This window comes from Actinokineospora spheciospongiae (genome assembly GCF_000564855.1).
In the GTDB taxonomy this organism is placed as follows: Bacteria; Actinomycetota; Actinomycetes; order Mycobacteriales; family Pseudonocardiaceae; genus Actinokineospora; species Actinokineospora spheciospongiae.
In genome coordinates, this window is the sequence record NZ_AYXG01000025.1 from 1 (window position 1) to 2811 (window position 2811).

Consider the following 2811-nt stretch of genomic DNA (forward strand, 5'->3'; position numbering starts at 1 on the left):
TCACATGATCGCCACCCCCGGCCAAACACATCCACCCACCCGGGCAGTTGGCTCACCGGGCCGCCGGTTTTCGGGGTGGTCGGCTGGGCAAGCGCATCCACCCACCCGGGCATTCGCTCGCCGGGTCGCCGGGTCGCCGGGTCGCCGGTTTTCGGGGGTGGTCGGCTGGCCAAGCGCATCCACCCACCCGGGCCGGGGCGTAGCCGGGCCGCCGGTTTCGGGGTGGCCGGCTGACCAAGCACCTCCACCCACATGGGCATTTGCTCGCTGGGCTGGCGATTTCGGGGGCGGCCGGTGGGGCGCTGCGCTGGTGGGGTTCGGGTGGCTGGTGGTCGGGCCTGCTGTTGGTGGGATGGCCGGCCTGCTCGGGACGGGCCTGGGGGCTCGCCCGCACCAGCCCGCCGAGGGGTGCACGCCTCGGCCGGTGTCGGGAGGTGGGCGGGGTGCGGTGGCGGTGTCTGCCGGGGTCAGCGGGTGGCGAAGGTCCTGCGGTAGTCGTGGGGGGCCACGCCGATCTGCTTCTGGAAGTGGTGGCGCATCAGGGCGGTGGAGGTGAAGCCGCAGCGGTGGGCCACCTCGTCGAGGGTGAGGGCGGTGGTTTCCAGGAGCCTCCTGGCGTGCAGGACCCGTTGGGTGGTCAGCCACCGGTGCGGGGTGGTGCCGGTCTCGGCGACGAAGCGGCGGGCGAAGGTGCGCTCGGACATCGTGGCCCGCCTGGCCAGCGCGGACACCGGGTGCTCCTCGGTCAGGTGCTCCAGCATCCAGGTGAGGATGGGCTCCAGGCTCTCCGCCCGGCAGTCGGGCACCGGCAGGTCGACGTACTGGCGCTGGCCGCCGTCGCGCTGCGGGGGGACGACCATGCGGCGGGCGATGGTCGTCGCCGCGGCGGAGCCGAGTTCGCGGCGGACCAGGTGCAGGCAGGCGTCGATGCCCGAGGCGGTGCCCGCGCCGGTGACGATGTCGCCGTCGTCGACGAACAGGACGTCCGGGTCGAGGACGGCCTCGGGGTGGCGGGCGGCGAACTCGGCGGCGTGGCGCCAGTGGGTGGTGCAGCGGCGGCCGTCGAGCAGGCCCGCCGCGCCCAGGATGAACGCGCCGTTGCACACCGACAGGAGGGTGGCGCCGCGGGCGTGGGCGGCGCGGACGGCCGCCAGGACCGGTTCCGGGTACTCGTCGCGGATCGTGCAGGCGGGGACGGCCACCAGGTCGGCGCCCTCCAGCGCGTCCAGGCCGTGGTCGGGCAGGACGCGGACGCCCACGTTGGTGCGCAGGGGCTTCCCGGGGTCCTCGCCGACCACGCGGAATTCCACCGGGGGCACGCCCTCGTCGGTGCGGTCGGTGCCGAAGACCTCGCACAGGACGCCGAACTCGAACGGGGCGAAGTCGTCGATCAGGATGGCCGCGACGGTCGTGAGCATGGGCGCAGCGTAGTTGGCAGGATTTTGCGTTACAAGGTCAGTGCTGCCACTGGTGGCAGGAATTGATGCGGCGCAGCATTGCTGCCATGACCACCGCACTCGTCCTCGCCGCCCTGTTCGCCCTGGTCACCTGGGGCCTCAACCACAACCACACCCGCAACCACACCCCCGGCCTCGCGGGCAGCCGCGACGTTGAGGACCGCGACGCCGTGCGCGTGGCCGCCGAGCTGCGCGCCCGGGAGCCGGAGCCTGCCCGGCCGGAGAGGGTCAGCGCCAGGAGGGCAGCCACAGTTCGGCTTGCCACCGGCTCTCGGTGATCGGGTCGCCGTTGAGGATCGGCCACAGCCACACGAAGTTGGCCACCACCAGGCCCACGTACAGGGCCACCACCAGCAGCCCGGTGCCGCGCCGCTCCGCCCCGGCGCGCGCGGCACCGAGGACCTGCCCCAGGCACAGCGTGATGCCCAGGACCAGGAACGCCGCCATCGGCGTGGCGTAGAAGAAGTACATCTGCCGGTCGAGGGTGGCGAACCAGGGCAGCAGCCCGGTCAGGTAGCCCACGACCACCGCCGCGTACCGCCAGTCCAGCCTGGCGAACATCCGCCACAGGCCCCAGGCCAGCACCGGCAGCGACAGCCACCACAGCGCGGGCGTGCCGATCAGCATCGTCGCCGACACGCAGCGGGCCTCGCCGCAGCCGGTGGTGCCGCCCTCGTAGTAGTAGAGCATCGGCCGCAGGCTCATCGGCCACGTCCACGGCTTCGACTCCCACGGGTGCTGCTGGCCGGGCTTGGTCACCAGCGAGGCGTGGAAGTCCAGCACGTGGGTGGAGTACTGGAACAGCGAGCCGAGCGCGCCCCTGGCCACCGAGAGCGGGTCCGTGCCGGTGGTCGCCACCAGGGTGCGGTCGATGGCGGTCTCCGAGCCGAACCAGGCCCACCAGGTCGACAGGTACGCCACCACGCCGAGCACCACGAACGCCCACAACCCGGGCAGCACGTCGCGCACGATCGCCCCGCGCCACGGGTGCCGGACCCCGGCCGCGCGCCGCGCCGCCACGTCGAACATCACCGTGAGCAGGCCGAAAGCGGCGATGTAGTACATGCCCGACCACTTGACCCCGCAGGCCAGTCCGAGCAGCACGCCCGCGCCGAGGCGCCACCAGCGCACACCCAGCCGCGGCCCGTACTTCGACTCGGTGACCCAGCCCTCGGCGGTGGCGACCGCCAGCCGGGAGCGCACCTGGTCGCGGTCGACGAGCACGCAGGCGAAGGACGCCAGGATCAGGAAGGCCAGGAAGATGTCGAGCATCCCCATGCGCGATTGCAGGTGGGACACGCCGTCGGCGATGAGCAGCAGGCCCGCGACCGCGCCGAGCAGGGTGGAGCGGGTG

3 protein-coding genes are annotated in these 2811 nt (G+C 73.0%); 1 reads left to right on the plus strand and 2 read right to left on the minus strand.

Annotated elements, in window-relative coordinates:
- Positions 1-467: 467 nt before the first annotated feature.
- Entirely contained in the window at positions 468-1418 is a 951-nt protein-coding gene (locus UO65_RS03105) for a helix-turn-helix domain-containing protein (protein ID WP_035278534.1), read from the minus strand.
- 86 nt (positions 1419-1504) lie between these two features.
- Here UO65_RS03105 and UO65_RS03110 point away from each other — a divergent pair, with 86 nt between their 5' ends.
- Positions 1505-1735, plus strand: a complete 231-nt coding sequence (locus tag UO65_RS03110; protein ID WP_084175258.1) for a hypothetical protein — start codon at positions 1505-1507, stop codon at positions 1733-1735.
- Here UO65_RS03110 and UO65_RS03115 read toward each other — a convergent pair.
- Positions 1686-2811: dolichyl-phosphate-mannose--protein mannosyltransferase (locus UO65_RS03115; RefSeq protein ID WP_035278537.1), on the minus strand; the 1126-nt coding region annotated here is incomplete at its 5' end. The genes UO65_RS03110 and UO65_RS03115 overlap by 50 nt on opposite strands.

Bases quoted from the DNA above. Each gene is read 5' to 3' on its own strand.
- UO65_RS03105 (WP_035278534.1), bottom strand. From the start codon at position 1,418: ATGCTCACGACCGTCGCGGCCATCCTGATCGACGACTTCGCCCCGTTC.
- UO65_RS03110 (WP_084175258.1), top strand. From the start codon at position 1,505: ATGACCACCGCACTCGTCCTCGCCGCCCTGTTCGCCCTGGTCACCTGG.